Genomic DNA, 24,844 nt, shown 5'->3' with positions numbered 1-24,844 from the left:
GTACCTATTAAAAGTGATACAGGGCAAGAGCCGTAATCAGTCACCGAATTAGCCTCGCTTACTGGGCGTGCGGTAAGTAGTGTGTCGAAAATACTAAAACATTGGGCAAGTACAATTTATTTGAAATGCAAAGCACAAGAACCATGCTTAGCCCTAAAGTCATCCATCAAGAATTTCTAATAGTAGTGAATAATGAACAATAGAACCAACGTCCTTCTACAAGCAGAAGAAATTATTAAGCCCTTAGCACTTGAGCATGTGCCACAAGACAGTGACGTTGATGCGGTAATTGATCAGTGGCTACATGCTATTGCAACCGATAACCAGTTTTACTGTAACCCTGATTTAGACAAGCCTGAAAATCTCAAAGAAAATGTAATAACTCTGCTACAAGAAAAAGGTTTATACACAACGCGAGATGCATTTTTTAATGAAGTGTTTGGAGCTCTAAAGTTAAAGCCTGATTTTGACGCTAAGTTTCGTTTTATCGACTTATTTGCAGGGATCGGTGGGGTTCGACTCGGTTTTCAACAAAATGGAGGTGTTTGTGTATTTTCTTCTGAATTTGATAAACACGCTCAACAAACCTACAAAAATAATCATGGCGAAGTACCCTTTGGCGATATTACAAAGATACCTGCGAATGAAATCCCTGAACATGATGTGCTGTTGGCAGGTTTTCCTTGTCAGCCCTTTTCTCATGCAGGTTTAAAGCGTGGTATTGACGACACTCGAGGAACCCTTTTTCACGATATTGCAAATATTTTGGAAAGAAAAAAGCCTAAATTTGCCTTACTCGAAAATGTAAAAGGCCTAATAAGTCACGATAAAGGTCACACACTAAAAGTTATACTCAAAACCCTCACCAATATTGGCTATAGCTGCAATATCCCAAAAGAAATTATTGAGCATGGAACGATTAAAGAGATTCAAACTTTAGCCAAAAAAATGGTTCTGAAATCAGTCGATTTTGGGATTCCTCAGAATAGGCAGCGTATTTATATTGTTCTATGGCGCGATGGCGAGATTGATCACTTTGAGTATCCAGTGCCGATCCAAACAGAAGTAACTGTAGGTGACAAGTTAGAATCAAATCCCGATCCTAAGCTAACCATTTCCGACAAGTTATGGGAGGGTCATCAGCGTAGAAAGATTCAAAATAAGATTAATGGCAAAGGTTTTGGGTATGGCTTAGTGACTGAAGAATCTCCGTATACGAATACTATTTCTGCAAGATATTATAAAGATGGTAGTGAAGTTTTAATTGAGCAAAAAGGCAAGAATCCTAGGAAAATAAGTCCTAGAGAAGCAGCTAGATTGCAGGGGTTTCCAGACGAGTTTGAGGCTAGTAGCTCAAAAGTTCAAGCGTATAAACAATTCGGCAATAGCGTTACAGTCAACGTGATTAATGCACTTGCACGTCAAATACGCTCACTGATGGAATAGGAAAAATGACAGATTTAAATACTTACTTCGATTCAGTTTCAGGGCAGTCTAAGTTTCCTTGTAGTCTCGGGAGTTTAGGTGGTTTTGTAAATTTCAGAAATAGCGGTCAGCGTGGCAGCGTTAAAGAGTTTACATTATCTTTAGAATCAATTTTGAGTGGGCTAAAAGATATAAGGTCTAATTTAAAAGAATTTAGTTCGATGACTCGTTATGTTGAAAAGGAATGGCGAGATAATGGCTCTAAGTATTTCACTGACCTGATTCTTAATTCTATGATTACGGTTCAAACGAAGCCATGCTTTACTACATTTTCTAAAATAATTAATTGGGCAGCTGAGCAAGACTTTTCTGATTATGACGACAATGTAATTGACTTAAGTTCTGAATCGCTAAACGTAACGATAGAAAAAATAGAAAATTTAGCTTTATCTTTTTCACCAAATGAACATGCAAAAAAGAAAAGAAAAACAAATGCAGTAAAGCCGTTAGAAGCGCAGCTACTTTCCAAACCCTTCCTCCTTCTCGCAGGCATCTCTGGTACAGGTAAAACCCGTTTTGTGCGCGAGCAGGCAAAAACATCAAAACAGTTTGCTGAAACCTATTGTTTAACCTCGGTGCGCCCCGACTGGCATGAGCCGAGTGATTTGCTTGGCTATATATCGCGTCTTGCAAAAGGCGGCAATGCCGAATATATCACTACTGATGTATTGCAGTTTATCGCCAAAGCATGGCGTGCGATTGCTGATAACAACCTAAACGTTGAAGTTCAAGATAGCGAAGATTTAGGCAAACGCCTAGTGGTAAAAGGTGAACGTGATGCGCTTGAGAAAGTGTTGCCTTACTGGCTGTGTTTGGATGAAATGAACCTTGCACCTGTCGAGCAGTATTTTGCCGATTATTTATCGGTACTTGAAACCCGCGAATGGAATTGGAAAGAAAACGGAAGCTTTACTTACAGCAGTGATGCATTGTTAAAACCTGCAGCCATTAAAGAAGTGGCAAATAGTGGCAAGTTACGTGAAGCGCTAGGCTTTGGTAGCGCTGAAGACGGTAAGTATAATGAACTTTGGAAACTAATTTGCCAATACGGCTTAGGTATTCCATTTAACCTAATAGTAGCTGGCACAGTTAACATGGATGAAACCACGCATGGCTTTTCACGTAAAGTGATTGACCGTGCACTGAGCTTTGATTTTGGTGAGTTTTTCCCTAATAACTTTAACGAATTTTTCACCTCAACCAGTTGCAATAAACGCCTGAGCTACCCAATTTGGTCACAAGCCAGTAAAGCGGATTTAGCCGATACCTTTGATACTGATGGCTCGAAAACGGTAGGTTTTTTAACGGCAGTTAACGCAGTGTTGAAAAACACACCTTTTGAACTGGCTTATCGTGCATTGAATGAATTACTCCTTGCCGTTGCCAGTAGCCAACCACAAGATGACTTGACTCTGAAAGCCGTGTGGGACGATTTTATGATGTGTAAGGTATTACCACGAATCGAAGGAGATGAAGATAAATTGGTTGGCCATATCGAAAATAATATTTTAGAAGAGCTACTAAAAGTATTAGAACAACAGTTGGCTGGGGCTTGGGAAAACGGACGACCGGATTTATACCGTGAAAAAGTAAAGCCTGCAGGTGAAACAATAACGATAGCTTGTCGTTCTAAGAAAAAACTAAATTGGATGAATAATCAACTTGTTCGTGGCTTTACATCTTTTTGGCCTTAAATAAACGGAACTTTGATACTTTGGCGGTAATGGAACATGGCTAAAAATACTGAATTGTTGAGCTATGAACATAATGACTTTGAGATTCATGTATCTACAGATAGCTTAGATCCCCCTAGGAATAAACTAAAAAGGACTTATTTATCACGGTCTGTAGAGCTACCGAAATATAATGAGATGCTTGTGTTGGTTGGTTCTCAGCCAATGTTTCCTCGTTCTGATATTGTGGGTCCACCACATATTCAACCGTTCTTTTTTGAAAACCGACAGTATTGGTTTGAAATTGAGTTTAATGACCATGTTGATAAAGACTCTTTTTCCGTCAATCACAAGTATGCTTTGCTTGATCAAAGCTTTTCTTCTCACCCCAAACGAAAATCACTGAATGCAGCGATTAACTTCGGCAATGATGTTGGATTATGTCGTTTTGAAATCCAATACAGTATTAATGGGGTTCAGCAATCTGTATCAGTAGCTTTTACAGTTTTTGCGACAAAAATGATACAAGCTCTAGATCTGAGCATTATGAACCAAGAAATTGATCGTGTTTATCCGCTGTGGCGATATGCCATTAGTGGTAAAACAACTCATACTCAAGGCAGATCATCTAGACAACCCGAGAAATTTGAACTCTTTTGGTTAGCGCAATTTGAGCGTTTAGTTGCCGAGTTTAATCAAGGTGTTAAAAGGGTATTAAATGCTCCGCATAATCGCTTACAGTCTTATATTTTTCAGCAAAAACTAGAAAGAATAAATAAAAGACTAGGAGCGAAACAGGAGCAGAAAGCAAAAGAGTTGATAGCATCAAAACGTTCATCTCGGCTGACTATCAAAAAGCAGCGCTTGAATCTTGACACCCCAGAAAACCGCTGTATTAAAATGGTTATTGTGAAAACCAAAGCGAACTTATCTCAGATACTTTTAAGTATTCGTGCAGACAATGATTCAAGAGTATCCAGCTCTTTTCTTAAAAATTTAGAAGTATGGCGTGATCAAGTTGGACGGTATGCAAAGCACCCGTTATGGCAAGAGGTTGGTGATTTTAAAGGGCAATATACTGAATCTAAAGTGCTGCAAGAAGCTGCTGGTTATTCAAAGGTTTATAAAGTCTGGCAGCAATTAAAATACTACTTAAATGGAAGCCTAGGAGAAAGCCAATTATCCATGAAGTCTGTAGCGGATATTTATGAGATTTGGTGTTTCTTAGAGGTGAAGTCGATTATTGAGTCTTTGGGCTTTATACAACAAACTAAAACCCTTAGTCACCTTAAACAAGTGCAGTTTGAAAAACAATTTCCAAAGGACGAGATGGCTGCCGCTTTCGTATATCAACATAAAAGTGATGGAATGCAGATAGAGCTTGCCCATGAACCTTCATTTACGCCTAGAGGTTCCGCTAATCGAACTTGGCTTGCAAACCATCGACCTGACATTGTGCTTCGTGTCACATTGGAAAATGGAGAAGCATTCTTTATTTTGTTTGATGCAAAGTATCGTATAGACACTACGCAGTTTGGTGAAAAAGATGCCGTACCTGAAGATGCTATTAATCAGATGCATAGATACCGAGATGCGATTATTCACCAACGACTTTTTGAACATGAGTCACCAATGAAAAGTCGACCCGTTCTTGGCGCATTTGCTTTATATCCAGGTTTTTTTCCAAATCAAAAATCTGAACAAAATCCTTATACCGAAGCTATCAAGGAAATTGGTATTGGCGCATTTCCACTATTGCCAAGTGAGGGCAATCAAGATTCTAATAATTATTGGATAAAAGAATATTTAGCTCAGAAGCTTGGTAAAACTCGGGAGGCTTTGGGATACAAAAAATCTTCGTCATATGATTATCATTTTGTTGAAGATTCTGCCCGTATTGCTCCTTATGGCGTCAATGTGTCTAGATACTACGGTTTGACATTCGTGGCGCCAGTGAATGAACTTGATCGTGACCAAGAGTATTTGGAAAAAGCTAAAACAGGTCATTTAAAAGGTTATCACACAAGACTTATCGCGACTAATCGTCAAAATGTACACAGAAACATTGTGCGTGAAATACGTTATCTTGTACTCACAGTCCGTGACAGTGATCAAGATAAGGAGCAATTAGGACAATACTTGTATTCAGTCGCTAGCGTGAAGCTTTTGCCGAGGCGTGACATTAATAAGGAAATAACAGGAAAAGATAGTGACGCTATCGAAAAATACTGGGTCTTTGAGTTTTCCGGTAGGCCAGTGCGCTTAAGCAACGCAATTAAAAAGCCTTACGAAGAACACTTTAACTTCAAACTCATAAAAGCTGAGCGTTTGCCAGAGGTTTCGCACTGGAGTGATATTCAAGGCGACCTAGAACTATACAAGGATCTGAGTTCTATTTGGTAAAAAAATGCGTTGCTCAAGCTGCTGTTGGATTATTCTTAACCATTGAAGGGTTAATCTGAAACTGTTTAATTTCTTTACCATCATTGTTTTTCCTTGTTCTAACGATAACAGGTGATTCAGGTCTATTAGATATATTTACCAAGTCCATAGTCTATCTCCTTTTAATATATATCTATAATTAGCAAAAACTGTGCCGTTAAAAGCGAAAAAAATTGCCGGTCTTGATTAGGGCATCAGACCAAGAAAAAAAACCCAGCCACTCTTCAGCAACTGGGGTTTTGTAGATCAGCTATTCAGTGATTAATCACCATAAACCACGCTTGGCAGCCATGTTGCTAATTCCGGCCAGAGGGTCAGTGCCAGTAGCATCGAGAGCTGAATCAGAATAAACGGAATCACGCCTTTATAAATAGCGGAGGTTGGTACCGAAGGTGGTGCCACGCCCCTGAGATAGAAGAGGGCGAAACCAAACGGCGGCGTCAGGAAGGAGGTCTGTAGGTTGATCGCCATCATGATACCCAGCCAGACAGGATCTAAGCCCATCATCATGAGTACTGGGGCGACAATCGGCACGACTACAAAGGTAATTTCGATAAAGTCGAGGATAAAGCCCAGTAAGAACATCACCAGCATGACGATCATCATGGCCCCCACGACGCCACCTGGCATACGTTCAAACCAATGATGGATCAGTTCTTCACCACCAAAACCACGGAACACCAGCGAGAAGATAGACGCGCCGATAAGAATCAGAAACACCATCGAGGTGACATTGGTCGTTGAGCGTACGACTTCACCCAGCATTTTAAGACTCAATTGCTTTTGCATCGCCGCTAACAGCACAGCACCAAAAGCACCAACTCCCGCCGCTTCGGTTGGCGTAGCTGCACCAGTAAGAATGGAACCTAGCACGGCTACAATTAGGATAATCGGCGGTACTAAACCCTTCAGAAGAATAACCATCAAGGGTTCTTGAACATGTCGATCCGCTTGAATCTGCTCACGGCTCACCGCAGGTGCTGCGTCTGGTTTTAACCAAGCAACCAAGACCATATAAGTGATATAAGCTGCGACCAGCAACAAGCCTGGAATCATAGCGCCAACAAATAGATCACCAACGGAGACTGTTTTTGGGCTAAAGATACCCATATTCAGCTGGGCTTGCTGGTACGCGCTGGACAGCACGTCACCTAGCAATACTAGGGCGATAGAGGGCGGGATAATCTGACCCAGAGTACCGGTTGCGCAGATGGCACCGGTTGCCAATGACGGTGAGTAGCCCCGTTTTAGCATGGTTGGCAGCGAGATCAAACCCATGGTAACAACCGTTGCACCAACGATGCCGGTACTGGCGGCAAGCAGCATACCAACAACAACAACGGAGATGCCTAAGCCGCCGCGCATAGAGCCAAACAACAGCGCCATTGCATCTAATAGGTTTTCGGCCACCTTAGATTTTTCTAACAGCACGCCCATCAAGACAAATAAGGGGACGGCGATTAAAGTTTGGTTGGTCATAATGCCGTATAGACGATTTGGGAAAGCCTGCAGAAAAGCCATATCAAATACGCCAAAGGCCATGCCGCCACCGGCAAAAACCAGAGCGGTACCAGCCAGCGACAGCGCAACAGGGTAGCCGAACATCAACACAACACAAACGGCAGCAAACAGGAATAGAGGTAGGAACTCAATCACTAGACTTTCTCCTCGTTAACATGATGCTCTACCGAGGAGCCTTTACCCATCAGCAGCAAGAGGTTACGTAAAGCTTCGGCAATTGCCTGTAATAGCATCAGCGCAACCATCGCAATAATCAGTGTTTTCAATAGGTAAACGCCGGGAATACCACCAGCCTCTGGCGAGGATTCCATAACATGCCAAGAGTTCATCACATACTGCCAGCTCATCATGCCCATAAAGATCATCACGGGTATAAGGAGAAAAATGGAGCCAAAGAAATCTACCATGGCTTTACGTTGCGGTGACATCTCACGATAAAAGATATCCACACGAACGTGCCCATCATGTTTCAGGGTATAACCCGCTGCCATCATAAAGACGGTCGCATGCAGGTACATGACCGATTCTTGCATCGCAATAGAACCGGAGTTAAATAGATAGCGCAGTATTACAACCGCAAACATAACGATCATCATGACCAGGGTAAGCCAAGAGATAGATCGTCCAACAAACTCTGTCACAGCATCAATTTTGTTGATCAGCCGCCCTAGAGTTCCAGAACCATTTGTCATGGTCGACCTCTTTTTTATTTAGTTATTAGCGAAGTTTTTTTATGTGCGCAGTCTTTAGAGCAATGCGCTTATGTTTGTTTGCTAGACCAGTCGCTCAGCCTATGCAGTAGCGTCTCAATCATACTCTTTACTCTCTGTCTGATAAAAGTTTTCAAACAGCCATTTTTGTAATGTTTGGATTCAAACAATCCGTTCAATCCTATTTACGTAACAGGCCGTACTTTAAGCCTTATCAATCCGCTATTTTGGCTCTTTTTAGACGCAAAAAAGCCGACCCTAAGGTCGGCTTCTTTGGCGCAATAACACGATATAGAAAAGTGGCAACCGTAAGAAATTATCCCTTACGTTCTTCTTCAATCAAGTACTCTGCAATTTTTAGCATATTTGCCCAGCTACCTGCCGTGCTGGTATCAATGCGGTATTTTCCGTTAACCACTAGCGCAGGAACACCCATCGCTTGATAACCACGAATACGCGCGCCAGCCTGATTCACTTTAGATTTCACACCGAAAGATTTCAGTGCTTTCTCAGCTTGATCTTCCGTTACACCATATTCCGAGAAAAACTTAGCAAGGCTGTCAGTGTTCGACAGACGCTGGCCTTGACGGTGGATACGGTTGAAAAAGTCACTGTGTAGCGTTTTACCAATACCCAATGCTTCTGCCGCATAGAACCCCGTTGCATGGGTCTGCCATGGCTTGCTAAACGTTGCGGGCACTCGTTCAAAACGAACATCACTAGGAAGCTTTTCACTCCAAGGGGCGATGTAGGGCTCAAACTCAAAGCAGTGGCCACAGCCATACCAGAACAGTTCAGCAACTTCGATTTTACCCGGCTCAGATACCGCCACAGGCGTGGCCAGTTTTATATAATGTACACCTTCTTTAAAATCTGCTGCCTGTGCTGCAGTGCTCATTACAGCCATTAGCATCAAAGCACCAATATGCTGAATCAGTTTTTTTATCATGGGTTCAGTCCTGTATAAACGGGGGAGTATTTGCGTCACGCAGATCATTCAACGATAACTTACTATACGCCTGAACTCGCTTAAAGTTCCCTTGAAGCAAGAGATAAGAGACCGCTGATATAAATAGCAGACACAAAAAAAGGGCCCAAGGGCCCTTTCTTTATAACGTGTATTTAGTTCAAGCCAAATACATAGTTAGATACAGCTTTCATGTCTTTATCGCTCATTTTTGCAGCGATAGCGCGCATCATATTATTAGGATCATTTGCACGCTCAGCATCGCGGAATTTCTTCAGCGCTGATTCAGTGTAAGCTGGATTTTGACCGCTTAACACTGGATATTTAGCTTGAGCATTACCCATGCCTGTAGGTGAGTGACAAGCAGTACAGGCTGGAATGCCTTTTGCCATGTCACCAGCACGATACAGCTCTTGACCACGCTCTAACATAGCAGGGTCAACTTGACCTAGATTCTTAGGCTTAGCTGCAAAGTAAGCGGCAACATCCTGAGCATCTTGATCCGTAAATGCTGTCACCATTCCTGTCATTTCAGGAACTTTACGTGCACCATCGCGGATATTCATAATCTGTTTTGCCAGATAGCTTTCATGCTGGCCTGCCAGACTTGGGTAATTAGGAATCATCGCGATACCGTTACCGCTGTGACAAGCTGCACAAATTGCCGCTTTTGCTTCCCCAGCTTTCGCATCGCCTGCGGCGTGTGCAAAGCTTACTAGGCTAAGAGTAACTGCCAGACTTACCAGTAATTTCTTCATCGCTAATCCAATCTTGCCAATTTTAAGTTGATTACTGTTATTTTCCTGAGACTTACCAGAGTTCAGCGCTTTTTTATGAGGGGTTACATTCTCATCAAATGCACCCTCATCAACGCATTACTGCTCTGTCAGACCGAAACCCTGCGAGGCTTCTGCCGGAAAGCCTTGGCAGCGCCAGATTGATTTACACGCCCGCTGGTAGCAACAGACGTTTAATTGTAGCAACAGACGTTTAAGTTCGTGCCAAATCAACCGGAATGGTACACTACCATCTAAAAAGTGGTGGCATTATATACTAATCCGAAGGGAAACGTGAACGCCCCATATAACCTGTCTTTTGCCCCATTAGTTGAATACGCCATGACTGAATCATCAAGCCAAGACCAAATCTCGAATTTAGCCGCTACTCATGCACCTAAATTAAACTATCAAACTGCTAGTTTTATGATCAGTGCGCCGACGCTAGCACAGTGCCCCCCTGACTTTGGAACAGAGGTCGCCTTTGCCGGTCGTTCTAATGCAGGTAAGTCCAGTTCGATTAACACTCTAACGTTAAACTCGCGGTTAGCTCGAACCAGTAAAACCCCGGGACGTACGCAGCTTATCAACTTTTTTGGTCTGCACAACGGCACAGATCAAAAACTAGTAGATCTGCCCGGTTACGGTTACGCCAAGGTACCCGAAAAAGTTAAATTAGAGTGGCAGCGCCACCTCTCTGAGTATTTGCTAAACCGTCAGGCTCTGCGCGGTATCGTTCTGGTAATGGATATTCGTCATCCACTGACCGAATTTGACCAAATGATGCTGGAATGGGCCGACAAGGTGAACAAACCTGTCCATATTCTGTTAACCAAAGCTGACAAACTGAAAAAAGGCGCGGCAAAAAAAGCGCTATTAGACGTTAAAGAGGCCTTAAAAGATTGGGAAGATCTGGTTAGCGTGCAAAATTTCTCGGCCTTGAAAAAAGATGGTATACCCCAACTGCGCCAAAAACTGGATCAGTGGCTGGAACTAGCACCAATTGAGCCGATCGAATAGATCCATAAGACAAAAAGAAGCCAAAGCTCAGCTTTGGCTTTTTTGTCTATTATCCAGCAAAAAACTTTGCCCTTTTATCTCACTAAATGTATCCCGCTAAACGTTCAACGGCTTTATGCAGCTGGCTTAAGGAATCGATACGAGCATCAAAATGCTTCGGTTGCGTCGCTAAAGGCTTAACCTGAACCCACAGCGTTTTCATCCCCATCTGATGAGCCCCATCGATATCATGCTCTGGGTTGTCGCCCACAAAGATAATCTCTTCCGGGTGGCAGTCTAGGTGGTTTAATACCGCTTGAAACGCTTTTGGATCAGGCTTTGCAACGGATAATCCCTCGGCACTAAAAGCAAAATCGAACCACTCCGCCAATACCGTTTGGCTAACATCCGCATTACCATTACTTAGCGCCCCGATAATATAGTCACGCTTTAAGCCTTCTAAAGCTTCAAAGGCATAGGGAAAGGGTTCAATTTGGTTGCGATGCTGCCAAAACACAGCAAAAGCGTGCTCGGCCAAGTAAGCGGCTTGTTCCGAGCTGTAGCCGGATAAACGTAAACACTCATCCATAGCTCGCATTCTAGAGCGGGTAACAAAGTGCATAAGCTCAGGGTGGCGTCGCGCCAAGCTCATACGATAGCCTCGCAGCTCGCCCTCAGTAAAACGAGCCGTTAGCAAAGGAGCCTGTTGATTCAGCCAACGGTAATGGGCATTCTCAGCCTTAACGATAACGGGATTTACATCCCAAAGGGTATCGTCCAGATCAAACACGACCGCTTTAATCGCCATACGTTTCCTTTTAGATGATATAAACCAGCACGGTCGAGGGGTGATGACGAAAGAGTTAACGCAGATGATGCAAGAGTCGGGCGACAACATCCGCCACATAAGCAGCAAATTCAGTTCCCATCTCTGCTCGAAAATAATCTGGATTCTCACTGCCCAACAGCAGATAACCTTTTATGTCATCTTGGCTAAGAGGAATCACCGCCACCGAGCCATCAGACACCATGCCAAATTCAAACAAGTGCTCAAGTTGCTCCGCTGTCACTTCCCCACAAAAAGTACGACTACGTTGCAATAGCGCTTGAATCAAGGCCGTTAGGCCGTTATCAGCTTGAGTCACCAGTTGAGAGGTGTTGACCGTATCTGCACTGCCATAATCAACCAAAACTAAGCGACTGTGACTGGTGCCAAAACTGTTGCGAAGCTGCTCTGAAAGCGTCACCACCAGATCATTAAGATCATCGGCTTCTAGCAGAGCTAAAACCAAACGCCGTACCCGTGACAACTGCATGTCATTATGGCGGGCGGTATCAAGTAGATCTTCAAGATGATCCTCACGATCCGCTAGGCGCTCTCGCATCAGCAACATTTGGCGCTCCAGCAGAGATACCGCTTTACCGCTGGCGTGAGGCAGACTTAACTCCAGCAGTAAATCGCTATGTTTCTGGAAGAAATCTGGGTGTGTTTTCAGATAGTCAGCAACAGCCTGAGCATCGATCATAGATAGATTTGTCCTTCAAAAATCCGTGTCGCGGGGCCGGTCATCATGACTGGCTCACCGTTACCCGACCAACGAATTTTTAGTGTACCACCAGGAAGGTGTACCTCTACCACTTCATTTAGTAACCCTTGTAACCGACCTGCAACAACAGCAGCACAAGCTCCCGTTCCACAGGCTAGCGTTTCGCCAGCACCTCGCTCGTAAACCCGTAAGCGTACCTTGTCTCGGCTTAATACCTGCATAAAGCCAACATTAACGCGATTGGGGAAGTTAGGGTGGCTTTCGATCTTAGGTCCCAGCTGTTCAACCGCTGCCGTATCGATATCATCCACCACCAATACCGCATGAGGATTCCCCATAGATACCGCACCAATGGTATGAATATCACCATCAACGTTGAGTGAATACTGGGCTGCTTGCTGCTCCGCCATAAAAGGGATGGCTTCCGGCACCAAGCGCGGCTCACCCATATCAACAGTAACTCCACCATCATCGGTTAGATTCAGTTGGATATTGCCACCGCTGGTTTCAACATTGATCGTTTTCTTGCTGGTCAGGCGTTTATCATAAACAAAACGCGCAAAACAGCGGGCCCCGTTGCCACACTGTTCAACCTCACTACCATCTGCATTAAAAATGCGATAACGGAAATCCATATCAGGGTCCGTTGGCGGCTCTACAACTAATAACTGATCAAAGCCGATACCAAAGTTACGATCAGCTAGTTCTCGCACTTGATCAGGGAAAATCTTTGCTCGCTGCGAGACCAAATCAACCACCATAAAGTCGTTGCCTAGGCCGTGCATCTTGGTAAATTTCAACAGCATTTTGCTCGGTCTCCCACAGGGCAGCGAGCCACCCTGTTGATAAGTCATCATCTTAAAGATTAGATATCACTTCAAACACAGATCACCTAAAAACACATGCCGCGATTAGGCTGGCAGAATATTTTCACCGGCGATCTGCTGTTCAAATGTCTCACGACGACGCACCAAGAAACTATTTTCACCATCGACCATAATTTCAGCGGCACGATTACGACTGTTGTAGTTTGATGACATCGCAAAACCATAGGCTCCCGCTGAGCGTACAGCTAGCAGATCACCTTGTTTTAGCGACAAATCACGATCTTTACCGATAAAGTCGCCAGTTTCACAGATAGGGCCAACCAGATCATAAGGGGCCTTAACCGCATCAGCTGCAGGCTGAACCACAGGAATAATCGCTTGCCACGCGCTATACAAAGAAGGGCGCAACAGATCATTCATTGCCGCATCCACAATGGCAAAATTCTTCGCCTCTGTTGGTTTTAGGTACTCAACCCGCATCACAAGAATACCCGCGTTGGCAGCAATAGAGCGGCCAGGCTCCATAATAAGGGTGAGGTCACTATCCCCAAGACGCTCCAGCACTTTGGTGGCGTACTCGCTAGGCTCTGGCGGGGTTTCGTTGTCATAACGCACGCCCAAGCCCCCCCCTAGATCAAGGTGTTTGATCTTAATGCCTTTGTCAGCCAATTGAGCAATAAGGTTCAGCAGACGATCTAGCGCATCTAAAAATGGCGTACTTTGAGTCAACTGAGACCCAATATGACAATCCACACCTTCAACTTTTAAATTGGGCAGGCTATCGGCTTTCAGGTACACCTCTTCCGCACGATCAATAGAGATACCAAACTTATTCTCTTTTAAACCGGTAGAGATATAAGGATGTGTTTGAGCATCAACATCAGGATTAACCCGCAGTGAAACCGTCGCCTGAACACCCATAGATTCCGCAACATCGTTTAAGCGATCTAACTCAGCTTCCGACTCAACGTTGAAGCACTTAATACCAACTTCCAGCGCACGACGCATCTCATGGGCTTGTTTGCCCACACCCGAGAAAATCACCTTAGCAGGATCACCACCGGCGGTTAAAACACGCTCCAACTCACCAACAGAAACGATATCGAAACCAGCCCCTAAACGGGCCAGCACATTCAATACGGCAAGATTAGAGTTCGCTTTTACCGCATAACAGATTAAATGAGGCTGTCCCGCCAACGCATCATCATAGGCGCGATAGTGGCGCTCAAGGGTCGCACGGGAATAAACATACAGCGGCGTACCATACTGCTCGGCCAACTGATTAACCGCGACATCTTCTGCAAATAGGGTGTCGCCTTGATAGTTAAAAAAGTCCATAACTGTCTCACCGAAGTGGGTATCAGGCATCGCCTGATACCAAAAATTTGGGCTTCCCCAGCGACGATCACCAAAACTTATCGCCGCTAGGAGAGTGACTCATTCTGTGCAAGCTTAAGGGATCTGCATTACTGCAGGAACAGAAGCAGGCTCTGGCTCTGGCAGATAAAGCGGGCCTTTTTGACCACACCCCACCAGAACCAATGCCAATAGGCACACACTCAGAATCGCTTTCATTTGACGCCCCATGATTAGCCGCGGGCGGCCAGTACGGCACGACCACGTTGAACCGCTGCACGAACCTGATCCGGTGCAGTACCACCAATATGATCACGGGCACTAACAGAACCTTCCAGCGTCAATACCTCAAACACATCATCGGTGATGGTGTCGGAGAACTGCTGCAGCTCTTCCAGCGTCATCTCACCCAAATCTTTGCCAGTTTCAATGCCATAAGCCACAGACTTACCCACAATCTCATGGGAATCACGGAAAGCAATACCCTTGCGAACGAGATAATCCGCCAGATCGGTCGCGGTGGAGAAACCACGTAAAGCGGCCTCACGCATCTTATCTTTGCGGGACTCAATGGCAGGAATCATATCCGCAAAAGCACGCAAACAGCCTTGCAGGGTATCAACCACATCAAAGATCGGTTCTTTGTCTTCTTGGTTGTCTTTGTTATAAGCCAGCGGCTGAGATTTCATCAGTGTCAGCAACGAAAACAGATGACCAAACACACGGCCACTCTTACCCCGTACAAGCTCAGGCACATCAGGATTTTTCTTCTGCGGCATAATAGAAGAGCCTGTGCAGAAACGATCCGGCAGATTGATAAAGTTAAACTGCGCTGAAGTCCACAGCACCAACTCTTCCGACATACGGGACAAGTGCATCATAATCAGGCTTGCCGCTGAAGAGAATTCAATGGCAAAATCACGATCAGAGACAGAATCCAGCGAGTTTTCCGTTGGGCGATCAAAGCCCAGCAGTTCTGTGGTCATATGGCGGTCGATCGGGTAAGTCGTACCCGCCAGTGCCGCAGCGCCCAATGGCAAAATATTAATCCGTTTACGACAATCCTGCAGACGCTCATAGTCACGATTTAGCATCTCAAACCACGCCATCAGATGATGACCAAAGGTCACTGGCTGTGCAGTCTGAAGATGGGTAAAGCCCGGCATAATGGTATCGGCTTCTTTTTCTGCCAAACCTAACAGGCCATTCTGTAGACGGCTCAACTCAGCGCTAATCACATCAACTTCATCGCGCAAATAAAGACGAATATCCGTTGCAACCTGATCATTACGGGAGCGGCCCGTATGCAGTTTCTTACCGGTAATACCAATCTTTTGCGTTAAGCGTGCCTCGATGTTCATATGCACATCTTCCAGCGCCACAGACCATTGGAATTCACCGTTGGCAATCTCTTCACGAATCTCGGTCAGACCTTGGATAATCTGATCACGCTCGTCGTCGGTCAGAACCCCAACCTTAGCCAGCATCTTGGCATGGGCAATAGAGCCTTGAATATCTTGGTTCGCCATACGCTGATCAAAATCAACCGACGCAGTAAAACGAGCAACAAAAGCATCCGTTGGCTCATTGAAACGACCACCCCATTGCTGGTTGGTAGACTCGGTGTTCGACTGTTCTGTGTTCTCTTGCTTAACGCTCATTGTCATTCCTTATGCCGGTAACTCTGCTAAACCCCCAATCCTACACTGTAGGGTTATCCTCAGTGGTTATCAGGTACAGAATTAAGCTAACTTTTATCAGTATTATAAACAGATAGCGCGACGCCTTCATTTAATTCCATGATTCAAATGCTATAAAATTTGCTAAGGTGCAGTTCTGACTGAATTTGGAGTAATAGCGGTGAAAATTGAAAACCTGCAGATTGAAAATTTCAGACGCTTTGAGTCGTTGGAGATCGACTTTCATCCTGAACTTACCGTGATTATTGCTCAGAATGGGCAGGGTAAATCGTCTATTCTTGACGCCTGCAGCATCGCTTTAGGCACGTTTGTCGGAGCTTTTGATTTTGGTAAAGCCAAGCATATTGAAGTAAAAGACGCTCGCTATAAACGCTTGCCAGACAGCGTCAATAATGAACAGCAGTTTCCGGTGGATGTCAGCGCAGCTTATATATCACCTGATATTACCATCAGCCGTCAGCTAACTGGGATCAAAAGCCGTACAACCATAAAGCATGCAGAGCCTCTAACAAAATTTGGTAAAGCGCTTGGCGAACAGGTACGAAACTTAGAACAGATGCTTTTGCCTGTTATCGCATACTTTGGCGCAAGTCGGCTTTGGGTTGCCCATAAAAATACCAGTCGTAAATCCGTACTATCAACCAGCAGAACCATGGGCTATGAAGACAGCCTATCGTCTGCGTCTAATTTCAAACAGGTTCAACAATGGATGATGAAGGCAACTTATGCCGCACTTCAGCAACAGGAGATGGATACCTATAAGAGCTACAACCTACCCGAGCAATTATCAGCCATTAAAAATACCGTCAATCAAACTCTAAAGACTGCAGGTTGGTCTAATTTCCATTACAGCATGAGCCATGAAGAACTCGCTATGTTGCATGAGGAACTAGGGGTTTTACCAGTTAGCATGTTGAGTGATGGTGTACGGGCAATGGTCTCTTTAGCAGCAGATTTATCGTGGCGTTGCGTTAAACTCAATCCTCATCTGGGAGAAAAGGCATCATTACTAACCGAAGGCATTGTAATGATCGATGAAGTGGATATGCACCTGCATCCAGAGTGGCAACAAACCGTTATCCATTCACTAAGAACCGCCTTCCCAAAAGTGCAGTTTATTGTTACTACGCACAGCCCGCAGGTGCTTTCTACGGTACCTAAAGAGTGTATTCGCCTGATCGGCAACAATGCCGCCGGACAAACTATCGCCTCCGAACCTTTGGCATTTTCTTATGGCGAACCCAGTGGCGATATTCTGCAATCCATTATGCAGGTTGATCCACAACCGCCTGTGCCAGAGAAAAAAATGCTGGATGAACTGACCTCTCTGGTTGATCAGGGCGAATATAAGAGCCCTAGAGCAGACGAGCTTCTCGAAGAACTCAGCTCCCGGCTTAATAAGCGCCACCCTCAACTGGAAAAAATCCGCAGAAGCATCCGCAGGCAGGAGGCACTGGGCTAATGCGAGCAATCACAAAAGGATCTTGTGGCCTTTACCCTTTGGAGAAAGCCAACGACACACCACCCAAAACAGACCAAGAAGCACGAAGCCGCTGGGGTTCATTTAGTCACAAATCAGCCTTGAACGATTTGCTGATGAATGAACAATATGGGCTATGCGCCTACTCTGAGATCAATCTTGAACATCATCATTTAGGCGTGCATATTGAGCATATTCAGCCCAAAAGCCGCTTTCCCAAAAGAACGTTTGACTACCAAAACTTAGTACTGAGCGCTCTAGCAATCTCCGATTTGGAGACTATGGATAAAGCTTCGATTTTTGGCGGCCATCACAAAGGCAGTAGGTTCGACCCAACACTCTTTATCTCCTGCCTGATAGATAACAGCGCCAATTACTTTACCTATCTTTCCAACGGCTATATTGAGCCAAAACGTACGTTGTCAGAACGCGATAAAGAAAAGGCTCAATACACGATTAATCTTCTGAACCTCAACAGTCCCTATCTTCTTGCCGAGCGCAGACGTTGGCTAGATGAGCTGGATACCTTGATTGATGAGCATATTGATCAGGGGCTTTCCATTGAAGACTTAGCCGCGATTTATCTCCTACCCAGAAACCAAAGGCTGGACTCCTTTTTTACCGCTAACCGCCAACGGTTTATGAAAATTGGAGACCAATTAATCGCACAGGAAGCACCTGAACTCTAGCCGTGATCTGCCTGCCTATAGTCCCTAATCTCTCTTACCTCTGGTAGAATCGAATCAATACAAAGTTCAGGGGCAAAGCCCAAACCCATTTATCAGAGTTTCTATCTCCATGAGCCAACACGTTATTCGTATCGCAACCCGTAAAAGCCCGCTGGCCATGTGGCAAGCGGAACATATTCAGGCACGTCTTGAAGCCCTACACCCAGAGTTAACGGTTGAGCTGGTGCCGATGAGCACCCAGGGCGATAAGATTCTGGATACGCCCCTTGCTAAGATTGGCGGTAAGGGCTTGTTTGTAAAAGAGCTTGAGCTGGCGATAAGTGAAGGCCGTGCGGATATTGCGGTACACTCCATGAAAGACGTACCTATGATGCTACCGGAAGGTTTTGCGTTACCGGTGATCTGCGAACGTCACTCACCAACCGATGCCTTTGTTTCCAATAAATACGCCAGCTTTGATGAACTGCCACAGGGCGCTATTTTAGGTACCTCAAGCCTGCGCCGTGAGCTGCAGGCTCGTGCCAATCGCCCTGATTTACTCGTTAAAAGCCTGCGCGGCAACATCCAGACCCGTATGGGAAAAATGGATGCAGGTGAATATGATGCGATCTTATTGGCAACATCTGGCCTACAACGTATGGCATTAGATGCACGTATTCGTCACGAAATGACTCCAGAGCAAAGTCTTCCAGCGGTAGGCCAAGGTGCCTTAGGTATCGAAACCCGTAAAGGCGATACCGAGATTATCAAGCTGCTAGAACCGCTAAAACACGAAGATACATGGAATACGGTACGGGCAGAGCGGGCCATGAATCGTCACCTTGAAGGTGGCTGCCAAGTGCCTATCGGCGGTTATGCCGTGCTGGTCGATAACGGGGAAAATATTCATCTGCGCGCCCTCGTCGGCGAGCCAGACGGCAGCTTGCTGCTACAGGCGGAAAAAACAGGGCCTGTATCCGACCCTGACGCTTTAGGTATCGCCGTAGCAGAGATGTTAATTGAGCAGGGTGCGAAATCGATCTTAGATAAAGTTTACGACCGAAAATAAGCGCTTAATACGCTAGTTCGAGCCATCATTGATCATGTCTCGAACTAGCGTAAATAAAGCCCGATAAGCTCTAACGCTACGATAACGCGACTCACAGCTGCAAGGAATACAGAGCACGATGAACGCCACCCGTCTGCTTAAACACTCAAACCAGCAACCACTTAGAATTGCCGTTACTCGCCCAAATGGGCAGGAGCAGAGCCTAATGGCCGAGCTAAAAGCTGCTGGCGCTGATCCCTTCCATATTCCGCTGCTGGCCATCGACCTGCTGGAAGAAACACCTATTGATCGTACAACCCTTTTAAATCTTGATCTTTATAGCAAGGTGATCTGCGTTAGCCCAATTACCGCTAATATTTTTCTTGATCGCTTAGATCAATATTGGCCGCAACCACCCGTGCAAGTACTTTGGGTGACCCCTGGGGCTGGAACCGCTGCAATTCTAGATGATTATGGCCTACCCGTGGTTTATCCTGAGCAAGGGGATAATAGCGAAGCCATGCTAACATTACCGGCATTAATCGATGTGGCTGGTGAGAAAATACTGCTTTGCAAAGGCGAAGGTGGCCGCCATCTATTGAAGAGTACGCTGGAAGAGCGAGGCGCACAGGTTAGCGAACTCTTCTTGTATAAACGGGTTTGCCCTCCCATTTTGAATGCCGAGCGCGAACTGCTCCAATCGGAGTTTTTCGATGTCATCCTAATTAGCAGTCTAGATGCTCTGAATAATCTGGTTCAACTGGCCGGCACTGAGCCGAGCCTATTTAATACCCCTTTATTGGTTTCCAGCCCCCGTTTGCGTCATGAAGCCCGAGCACTGGGCTTTAAGATAATTGTGCAGGCTAAAGGTGCTGGTGGACAATGGCAGCAGGCCGCACTGGAATCTATAGCCAGCCAACGCTAAGCATGAGGCGATGCAATGAGCGATAACGAAAAGAAAACACCAAACAACACTCCTAATGATCAAGCGGGTCAAGCGCCGTCGGCTGAGTTAAATAAGCCGACGGATAAAAACACGCTGTCTAGCTCAGAAACCTCGGAGCAGAAAGATTCTACCGACACTAACTTTGTGTTGGTTAAACCTGAACCAGATCAGAAAGAGAGCGTTGACCAGCAATCGCCGGTGGATAAAACAAGCTCATCGACAGAAGCACCACAACAATCAACAGAAGCACCAAAAAAAGCGCAAAAGCCGCAACCACCGCAAAAAAAGAGCAGCCCCATTCTAGCCCTAAGCGCTCTGGTTATCGCTTTAGGCGCTGCCGCTATTTCCGGTTACACCTTCTGGCAACAGCAGGAACAAACCACACAGACGTTGCAACAGCTTGGTGAGCGTAACAACCAATTGGCAACACAGCTACAGCAGCAGAAACAAGCCCTAGACTTATTGCAAAACCTGCCAAACACCGCCAACATCCTGAACCAACAAACCCAAGTATTGCAGAAAAAACAGGGCGAACAACGTCTACAGTTGCTTGATTTAGCCGCTGCCTTTGCCAAAACCCAAGGCCCTAAACCATCTGACTGGCTGCAGGCTGAAGCAGAATATCTATTACGTATTGCCAATCATCGCGTGCAACTGGAAGGTGATATTACAGGGGCTAAAACCCTACTTGCCAGTGCCGATGACCGTTTACAAAAAGCAGATAACCCTGCGTTATTTGCAGTACGGGAAGCGATCGCCAACGAATTGGCAGCCCTGAACAGTGTTAACGTACTGGATCAAAGCGGACTGTATTTTAAACTTAGCGCACTCGAAGGTCAGATTAATCAATTACCATTACCCTTAGAGCCTGAAAACCGCAGCGCTTTCCAACAAAAAGCCACTGAAAAAGAAACACAGCAAAGCGTTTGGCAAACTCTATGGAACGAAGCTAAAACCTTAGTGGTGGTTCGTTATCAAGATGAAAAAATCACCCCACTGCTACCGCCACAGGAAAGCCTCTATCTACGACATAATCTGCGCCTAACGCTGCAACAGGCGCAAATTGCACTATTAAAAGAAGAACAACAGCTGTTTCTAACGCTCATAAACCAGGCCTCTAGCTGGGTAAAAACCCACTTTGATCAAACACATGCCCGCACGCAAAGCATGTTGGCAACTCTAGATTTGCTGGCACAGCAAAATATTCACCAGCAGCGCCCCAATATCTCGGGTTCGTTAACACTATTGCGGGATTTGCAAAAACAGCGCTTTAGCAGTTCAGCACCCGTTAATACATCCGCCAAACCAGAAACCACATCCACACCAAAAAACGCGACCACCCAGAATGAGGAGGCCCCCGCATCATGAAACGCCTCTATATCTTTGCCATTTTAGCCCTAGCGGGCGGCATGTTTGCCGGTCTGCTGATGCGAGAAGACCCCGGTTATATTCTGTTGAGCTGGGGTAAAACCACTGTCGAAATGTCTTTCTGGATCGGCCTGCTATTACTGGGCGCACTTATCGTTGGCTTCCACATACTAATGCGACTGCAATCAGGTATTCGTCAGCCGTTAAAGGCTTTGAATATTTTTTCCTCGGCAGGTCGTGATAAACGAGCACTTAAAGCCACGGTAAAGGGCCTGCTCTTAATGGCTGAGGGGCAATGGCGCAAAGCAGAGAAACTGCTCAAGCGCAGCGCACCTCATTCTGGTGCCTCGGTAATCAACTATTTGGCCGCCGCCCGTGCAGCCCATGCCCAAGGCCGCTTTGAACAGAGTGATCAGCTATTAAAAGAAGCCCTAGAAAGCACGCCTAGTGCAGAAACAGCGGTTTGCCTACTACAGATCGAGTTTCAGTTAGAACGAGGGCAATACGAGCAGTGCCTGGCGCAACTCTTACGTCTGCAAAAAAAGAATCCCCGTCACCGCTGGGTACTGAAAACTTTACTAAAAGTTTATCAGAAACTGGAAGATTGGCAGGGCTTGAAAGCACTTTATCCACAGCTGATCAAACACGATATTCTGACCGATGCCGAAGGCAAGCAACTGTTCGTTAAACTGCATCTGGCGATGTTTGAACAGTGCAAAAAGCTCTCTCAAGAAAGCTACCTAGAGCGCATCCAGCATATTTGGAAAGAGATGCCTAGCGAACTAAAACGAGAGGAAAGCCTCTGCGAGGTATACGCGCGAGCACTGCACGACTGCAAAGCCGATATTCTTCTGGAACGTTTTATCAGCGAACGTTTGCGTCATAGCTGGCAAGACAGTTTGGTTATTATTTACGGCTTGCTAGAAAAAGGCGACGTGCGCCAGCAGATGAATCAAGTTGAACAGTGGCTGAAAAAACATGATGACAGCGCAGCCCTGTACCTCACTGCCGGTCGAGTAGCCCTACGTAACCAGCTCTGGGGGAAGGCCTCAGACTTTATGGAAGAGAGCTTTAGCCTGCAGCCTTTAGCCACCACGGCAGCGGAGCTAAGCCGACTCTATTCAGCCATGGGACGCACCAGCAATAGCCGTACTTATTATCGCTATTGCTTAGATCTTGCGGGCTATCATTTACCCAATTTGCCACTGCCCAACAATACATAGCAGGACATAAAAGCAAATGAAAACTATTCTCAAAAAGGCTTTACAGAGCAAATGATAACCGTTATCATTTGTTCAAGCTTAGAGATCAGCCAAATCCCTAAGCTTATTTAAACCATGTTTTGACAGGTTCAGGTTCCCGTTTTACTGGTTTATCTCCTCATCAAGCTAATCACGGTCTAGCCCAGTGAACTCCCATTCGCTGGGCATTTTTTTGTCTTCTTTTTAAGAGTGCCGCTCCCGTTAAAAAGCGCCCCTTTAAAGGTTTTCTCCTTAAAACGCACAAATGAAAACTATTCTCAAAAAGGCTTTACAATGCAAATGATAACCGTTATCATTTGTTCAAGCCTAGAGATTAGCCAAATCTTTAAGCCCATTTAAACCATGTTTTGACAGGTTCAGGTTCCCGTTTTACTGGTTTATCTCCTCATCAAGCTAATCACGGTCTAGCCCGGTGGCCTCTCATCCACCGGGCATTTTTTTGTCTGAAAAAACTATCTACTTGACCAACAAAAGCTATCCGTTAAAAAAACAGGCTGCCTGGCTAAAACGCAGGCATAAAAAAAGCGCCCATCGATAAAGAGGGGCGCTTCATTTTATTTGTAATAACTTAAGGCTTAATCTTCTTCAGGCTTAAAGTCTGTTTCAGCCCGTTTGCGAATCATGCCAAAGCCAACACTTTTACGATCAACGGGAGCTGTTTGCTGTTTCTTCACACTACCGCCTTCAGCTTTTTTCTGCTGACGTTTTTGCGCTTTTTTCTCTTGGCCTTTTTTCTTATCTTTTAACGCTTTTTTCTCTGTGGTGGTTTTAGCGGCTTTTTTCTTGCCCACTATTTTTCCATTACCACGCACATCTCTTGGGCCTTTATATTTGCCTTCAAGACCTTTAACTTTTACCAATTCAAAACGTACCTGCAGATAACGTTCAATTGCAGCCTTAAGATTCCACTCGTAAGTGGTAATCATGGATACGGCTGTACCCTGTTCGCCAGCGCGGCCTGTACGACCAATACGGTGAACATAATCATCACCTTTGCGAGCCATATCGTAGTTAACCACCAGCTCTACACCGGAGATATCCAGACCACGAGCAGCAACATCAGTCGCCACAAGTACGTCGATATTGCCACGACGCATCAGATTCATAACGTGATTACGTTGATCCTGATCCATTTCACCATGCAGAACTCCCGCACGTAAATCCTTATAGCGGAGATAACCGCCCAAACGATCCGCATCGACCCGTTTATTGACGAAAACGAGTGCTTTTTGATATTTACGATCATGCAGCAAGCGCACCAGTAAGTCATTTTTATGCTTGGTATCGTCCGCAAGCAAATACTGCTGAGTAATACCTTCATGCTGGTCACGTACGGTGTTAACCATTATCGTTTCAGGATCGGCCAAAACACGATCAGCAACACCACGCACGCCACGATGGTTCAGTGTGGCGGAGAACAGCATAGTTTGTCGTTCTTTACGGCAAAAATCGACAATATTTAATACTTCTTCGCTTAACCCCATATCAAGCATACGGTCAGCTTCATCTAATACCAGAAACTCTAGGTCGTTAAGATCCAGTGATTCTTTCTGCAAATGCTCAAGAATACGCCCCGGTGTTGCAATAATAATTTCTGGGTTTTTACGCAGCATCGCCTTTTGAAATTTAAAGGTTTCACCACCAATAATCCAAGCCGCTTTAACATGAGTAAATGCAGATAGCTCAGTAAAGTGCTTATAAATCTGACGAACTAATTCACGGGTCGGCGCCAAAATTAGCGCACGAGTGCCAGTATTTGGCTCAGGGTTATTGAGGAAGTGATGCAGCATTGGCAGTAAAAAAGCTGCTGTTTTACCGCTACCGGTTTCTGCACTGACGAGCAGATCTTTTTTTGTCATCGCCGCGGGAATCGCTTTTAGCTGAACCGGAGTGGGTTCGCTAAACGCTAGTTTGTCCAACGCCAACATTAGGCGTTCATGCAGGGAAAGCTCGGTAAACAAAGACTACACCTCAAAAATACTTACAGAATCAAAGCGTTAACCAAAGCCGCTAACATGACGTATGGCATCTTGGTTGAGCACTTTTATCAGGGGGATATAAGAAGTCTG

The 24,844-nt window shown here is 45.3% G+C and carries 22 protein-coding genes; 10 read left to right on the top strand and 12 right to left on the bottom strand.

Annotated elements, in window-relative coordinates:
• Positions 1 to 192: 192 nt before the first annotated feature.
• From G517_RS0105770 to G517_RS0105760, 3 genes are read left to right on the top strand one after another with little or no spacing between them, the layout of a single operon-like run.
• Positions 193 to 1,446, top strand: a complete 1,254-nt coding sequence (locus G517_RS0105770; protein ID WP_028303620.1) for a DNA cytosine methyltransferase — start codon at positions 193 to 195, stop codon at positions 1,444 to 1,446.
• Between the two features lie 5 nt (positions 1,447 to 1,451).
• Positions 1,452 to 3,179, top strand: a complete 1,728-nt coding sequence (locus G517_RS0105765) for an McrB family protein (protein ID WP_211224253.1) — start codon at positions 1,452 to 1,454, stop codon at positions 3,177 to 3,179.
• A gap of 36 nt (positions 3,180 to 3,215) precedes the next feature.
• Positions 3,216 to 5,561 carry a DUF2357 domain-containing protein gene (locus tag G517_RS0105760; RefSeq protein ID WP_028303618.1) on the top strand — a complete coding sequence of 782 codons (2,346 nt, stop codon included), beginning with the start codon at positions 3,216 to 3,218 and terminating at the stop codon, positions 5,559 to 5,561.
• A 13-nt stretch (positions 5,562 to 5,574) separates the two neighbouring features.
• On the opposite strand, the gene G517_RS21205 is transcribed toward G517_RS0105760, so the two are convergent.
• The 5 genes from G517_RS21205 to G517_RS0105735 form a co-directional block, all read right to left on the bottom strand.
• Positions 5,575 to 5,709 carry a hypothetical protein gene (locus G517_RS21205; protein WP_281167502.1) on the bottom strand — a complete coding sequence of 45 codons (135 nt, stop codon included), beginning with the start codon at positions 5,707 to 5,709 and terminating at the stop codon, positions 5,575 to 5,577.
• Positions 5,710 to 5,861: 152 nt separating this feature from the next.
• The gene (locus G517_RS0105750; protein WP_028303617.1) at positions 5,862 to 7,256 is read right to left on the bottom strand and encodes a TRAP transporter large permease; all 1,395 of its coding nucleotides are present in this window, start codon (positions 7,254 to 7,256) and stop codon (positions 5,862 to 5,864) included.
• Positions 7,256 to 7,813, bottom strand: coding sequence for a TRAP transporter small permease subunit (locus G517_RS0105745; protein ID WP_036590557.1), 558 nt, complete (start codon positions 7,811 to 7,813; stop codon positions 7,256 to 7,258). The genes G517_RS0105750 and G517_RS0105745 overlap by 1 nt, the downstream gene beginning before the upstream one ends.
• Positions 7,814 to 8,147: 334 nt before the next feature.
• Positions 8,148 to 8,780, bottom strand: coding sequence for a thiol:disulfide interchange protein DsbA/DsbL (locus tag G517_RS0105740; protein ID WP_028303615.1), 633 nt, complete (start codon positions 8,778 to 8,780; stop codon positions 8,148 to 8,150).
• Positions 8,781 to 8,953: 173 nt separating this feature from the next.
• The gene (locus tag G517_RS0105735) at positions 8,954 to 9,556 is read right to left on the bottom strand and encodes a c-type cytochrome (RefSeq protein ID WP_028303614.1); all 603 of its coding nucleotides are present in this window, start codon (positions 9,554 to 9,556) and stop codon (positions 8,954 to 8,956) included.
• A gap of 360 nt (positions 9,557 to 9,916) precedes the next feature.
• Between G517_RS0105735 and yihA the strand changes: the two genes are divergently transcribed.
• The gene (yihA, locus tag G517_RS0105730) at positions 9,917 to 10,594 is read left to right on the top strand and encodes a ribosome biogenesis GTP-binding protein YihA/YsxC (protein WP_051206166.1); all 678 of its coding nucleotides are present in this window, start codon (positions 9,917 to 9,919) and stop codon (positions 10,592 to 10,594) included.
• 82 nt (positions 10,595 to 10,676) lie between these two features.
• Here the strand turns inward: yihA and G517_RS17960 are convergent, their stop codons facing one another.
• The 6 genes from G517_RS17960 to argH all read right to left on the bottom strand — a co-directional run bounded on the left by G517_RS17960 (position 10,677) and on the right by argH (position 15,964).
• Positions 10,677 to 11,381, bottom strand: coding sequence for an HAD family hydrolase (locus tag G517_RS17960; RefSeq protein WP_036590554.1), 705 nt, complete (start codon positions 11,379 to 11,381; stop codon positions 10,677 to 10,679).
• A 55-nt stretch (positions 11,382 to 11,436) separates the two neighbouring features.
• Complete coding sequence (locus G517_RS0105720; RefSeq protein ID WP_028303612.1) at positions 11,437 to 12,099, bottom strand: DUF484 family protein; 663 nt, start codon at positions 12,097 to 12,099, stop codon at positions 11,437 to 11,439.
• Positions 12,096 to 12,926, bottom strand: coding sequence for a diaminopimelate epimerase (dapF, locus tag G517_RS0105715; RefSeq protein ID WP_028303611.1), 831 nt, complete (start codon positions 12,924 to 12,926; stop codon positions 12,096 to 12,098). The genes G517_RS0105720 and dapF overlap by 4 nt, the downstream gene beginning before the upstream one ends.
• 105 nt (positions 12,927 to 13,031) lie before the next feature.
• On the bottom strand, positions 13,032 to 14,285 hold the full coding sequence (gene lysA, locus G517_RS0105710; protein WP_028303610.1) for a diaminopimelate decarboxylase: 1,254 nt from the start codon (positions 14,283 to 14,285) through the stop codon (positions 13,032 to 13,034).
• 114 nt (positions 14,286 to 14,399) lie between these two features.
• Positions 14,400 to 14,534 carry an LPS translocon maturation chaperone LptM gene (gene lptM / locus G517_RS20440; RefSeq protein WP_084632082.1) on the bottom strand — a complete coding sequence of 45 codons (135 nt, stop codon included), beginning with the start codon at positions 14,532 to 14,534 and terminating at the stop codon, positions 14,400 to 14,402.
• Positions 14,535 to 14,536: 2 nt separating this feature from the next.
• Positions 14,537 to 15,964, bottom strand: coding sequence for an argininosuccinate lyase (argH, locus tag G517_RS0105700; RefSeq protein WP_028303609.1), 1,428 nt, complete (start codon positions 15,962 to 15,964; stop codon positions 14,537 to 14,539).
• A gap of 199 nt (positions 15,965 to 16,163) precedes the next feature.
• Between argH and G517_RS0105695 the strand changes: the two genes are divergently transcribed.
• The 6 genes from G517_RS0105695 to G517_RS0105670 all read left to right on the top strand — a co-directional run bounded on the left by G517_RS0105695 (position 16,164) and on the right by G517_RS0105670 (position 22,736).
• A complete protein-coding gene (locus tag G517_RS0105695) occupies positions 16,164 to 17,465 on the top strand; it encodes an AAA family ATPase (RefSeq protein ID WP_051206138.1) in 1,302 nt (433 codons plus the stop codon).
• Complete coding sequence (locus tag G517_RS0105690; protein WP_028303607.1) at positions 17,465 to 18,172, top strand: retron system putative HNH endonuclease; 708 nt, start codon at positions 17,465 to 17,467, stop codon at positions 18,170 to 18,172. Before G517_RS0105695 ends, G517_RS0105690 begins: the two co-directional genes overlap by 1 nt.
• A gap of 109 nt (positions 18,173 to 18,281) precedes the next feature.
• A complete protein-coding gene (gene hemC, locus G517_RS0105685; protein WP_028303606.1) occupies positions 18,282 to 19,220 on the top strand; it encodes a hydroxymethylbilane synthase in 939 nt (312 codons plus the stop codon).
• 118 nt (positions 19,221 to 19,338) lie between these two features.
• Positions 19,339 to 20,124: a uroporphyrinogen-III synthase gene (locus G517_RS0105680; protein ID WP_051206136.1), complete on the top strand. Its 786-nt coding sequence runs from the start codon at positions 19,339 to 19,341 to the stop codon at positions 20,122 to 20,124.
• Positions 20,125 to 20,139: 15 nt separating this feature from the next.
• Positions 20,140 to 21,513 (top strand): uroporphyrinogen-III C-methyltransferase, encoded by a 1,374-nt coding sequence (locus tag G517_RS19995; RefSeq protein WP_051206134.1) that lies wholly within the window; start codon positions 20,140 to 20,142, stop codon positions 21,511 to 21,513.
• On the top strand, positions 21,510 to 22,736 hold the full coding sequence (locus tag G517_RS0105670; protein WP_028303604.1) for a heme biosynthesis HemY N-terminal domain-containing protein: 1,227 nt from the start codon (positions 21,510 to 21,512) through the stop codon (positions 22,734 to 22,736). Before G517_RS19995 ends, G517_RS0105670 begins: the two co-directional genes overlap by 4 nt.
• A gap of 614 nt (positions 22,737 to 23,350) precedes the next feature.
• Here the strand turns inward: G517_RS0105670 and G517_RS17950 are convergent.
• Complete coding sequence (locus tag G517_RS17950) at positions 23,351 to 24,736, bottom strand: DEAD/DEAH box helicase (RefSeq protein WP_245543200.1); 1,386 nt, start codon at positions 24,734 to 24,736, stop codon at positions 23,351 to 23,353.
• Positions 24,737 to 24,844: the final 108 nt, after the last annotated feature.

The organism is Oceanospirillum maris DSM 6286, assembly GCF_000422865.1.
Classification (GTDB): domain Bacteria; phylum Pseudomonadota; class Gammaproteobacteria; order Pseudomonadales; family Halomonadaceae; genus Oceanospirillum; species Oceanospirillum maris.
The sequence above is the reverse complement of the archived record's forward strand: the minus strand, read 5'-3'. Positions and strand labels throughout refer to the sequence as shown.

Bases quoted from the DNA above. Each gene is read 5' to 3' on its own strand.
- hemC (WP_028303606.1), top strand. From the start codon at position 18,282: ATGAGCCAACACGTTATTCGTATCGCAACCCGTAAAAGCCCGCTGGCC.
- lptM (WP_084632082.1), bottom strand. From the start codon at position 14,534: ATGGGGCGTCAAATGAAAGCGATTCTGAGTGTGTGCCTATTGGCATTG.
- G517_RS0105720 (WP_028303612.1), bottom strand. From the start codon at position 12,099: ATGATCGATGCTCAGGCTGTTGCTGACTATCTGAAAACACACCCAGAT.
- G517_RS0105745 (WP_036590557.1), bottom strand. From the start codon at position 7,813: ATGACAAATGGTTCTGGAACTCTAGGGCGGCTGATCAACAAAATTGAT.
- G517_RS0105690 (WP_028303607.1), top strand. From the start codon at position 17,465: ATGCGAGCAATCACAAAAGGATCTTGTGGCCTTTACCCTTTGGAGAAA.
- G517_RS0105760 (WP_028303618.1), top strand. From the start codon at position 3,216: ATGGCTAAAAATACTGAATTGTTGAGCTATGAACATAATGACTTTGAG.
- G517_RS19995 (WP_051206134.1), top strand. From the start codon at position 20,140: ATGAGCGATAACGAAAAGAAAACACCAAACAACACTCCTAATGATCAA.
- G517_RS0105765 (WP_211224253.1), top strand. From the start codon at position 1,452: ATGACAGATTTAAATACTTACTTCGATTCAGTTTCAGGGCAGTCTAAG.
- G517_RS0105670 (WP_028303604.1), top strand. From the start codon at position 21,510: ATGAAACGCCTCTATATCTTTGCCATTTTAGCCCTAGCGGGCGGCATG.
- dapF (WP_028303611.1), bottom strand. From the start codon at position 12,926: ATGCTGTTGAAATTTACCAAGATGCACGGCCTAGGCAACGACTTTATG.
- G517_RS0105770 (WP_028303620.1), top strand. From the start codon at position 193: ATGAACAATAGAACCAACGTCCTTCTACAAGCAGAAGAAATTATTAAG.
- G517_RS21205 (WP_281167502.1), bottom strand. From the start codon at position 5,709: ATGGACTTGGTAAATATATCTAATAGACCTGAATCACCTGTTATCGTT.
- yihA (WP_051206166.1), top strand. From the start codon at position 9,917: ATGACTGAATCATCAAGCCAAGACCAAATCTCGAATTTAGCCGCTACT.
- G517_RS0105680 (WP_051206136.1), top strand. From the start codon at position 19,339: ATGAACGCCACCCGTCTGCTTAAACACTCAAACCAGCAACCACTTAGA.
- G517_RS0105740 (WP_028303615.1), bottom strand. From the start codon at position 8,780: ATGATAAAAAAACTGATTCAGCATATTGGTGCTTTGATGCTAATGGCT.
- G517_RS17960 (WP_036590554.1), bottom strand. From the start codon at position 11,381: ATGGCGATTAAAGCGGTCGTGTTTGATCTGGACGATACCCTTTGGGAT.
- G517_RS0105735 (WP_028303614.1), bottom strand. From the start codon at position 9,556: ATGAAGAAATTACTGGTAAGTCTGGCAGTTACTCTTAGCCTAGTAAGC.
- lysA (WP_028303610.1), bottom strand. From the start codon at position 14,285: ATGGACTTTTTTAACTATCAAGGCGACACCCTATTTGCAGAAGATGTC.
- argH (WP_028303609.1), bottom strand. From the start codon at position 15,964: ATGAGCGTTAAGCAAGAGAACACAGAACAGTCGAACACCGAGTCTACC.